At 51.2% G+C, this 911-nt stretch carries 1 protein-coding gene; it reads left to right on the top strand.

The features are described from left to right. Window positions 1-66: 66 nt before the first annotated feature. A partial coding sequence (locus tag AB3R30_RS26900; protein ID WP_458652274.1) for an ISAs1 family transposase occupies window positions 67-911 on the top strand: 845 nt, incomplete at its 3' end.

Here is a 911-nt window from a genome sequence, read left to right as displayed (position 1 = left end):
CAGGGCGGTTTTATTGTGAGGGTAGGAAAGTGAGGATGGACTGAAATCCTATATCAGTATCAGTCCATGACCCTCATCACTCAATTAAAAACGATTCAAGACCCTCGTGGCAAAAGAGGAAGGCGCTATCCTCTGTGGTTCCTATTGTTCGTGGCGTTGCTGGGAAGTTTGTGCGGATATTGGGGCTACCGCCCTCTGGAAAAGTTCTGCCAGAAGCATCATCAAAGCTTGTGTGAGTTGTTAGCTTTAGACCCAGAAACGGCGGTGATGCCTTCCTACTCAACATTTCGCCGTGTTTTTCAGATAGTTGATGCCCAAGTTTGGGTCGAGGTCTTTAATGGATGGGCGGGGTTACACGCTCCGCCATCAGCAGGTCTTTTATGGTCGATTGATGGCAAAAGCATTAAATGCACCTCAGTCGGCGGCAACACGAATGAGCAAGACTTTGCGGCACTGGTTTCTGTGTATGGACAGCAGGCGGGAGTCGTGCAGTTAGCGTTGATGTACAACCGCAAAGAAAGTGAGATTGGGGTAGCAAAACGCTTACTAGAGGCGGTGACCTGCGCTCCGAGTTTGGCGCAATCGTTGCCAGGTGGCTTCAGTCTTGATGCACTCCATGCCCAAGTCGATACGTTGGAGTTGCTAGAGTCGAGGCATTGTCACTATCTTGTGGGTCTCAAAGCCAATCAAAAACTGCTGCTAAAGCAGATGCAACGTCTAGTGCAGCAAGAGTGTCCGTTGAGCCAGGCGAACCACGATGAAACGCTGCATGGACGACAGACTCAGCGCACAGTCCGGGTCTATGCTGCCCCACCAGACTTACCGAAACGGTGGACAAAAGCGGGCATCACTCGCCTCATTTGGGTCAAGCGCCAAGGCATTCGGTCTGGAAATCCCTTTACTCACGAGCA

This window comes from Sivoneniella epilithica UHCC 1019 (assembly GCF_040830845.1).
Taxonomy (GTDB): Bacteria; Cyanobacteriota; Cyanobacteriia; order Leptolyngbyales; family Leptolyngbyaceae; genus ULC077BIN1.
The sequence above is the reverse complement of the archived record's forward strand: the minus strand, read 5'-3'. Positions and strand labels throughout refer to the sequence as shown.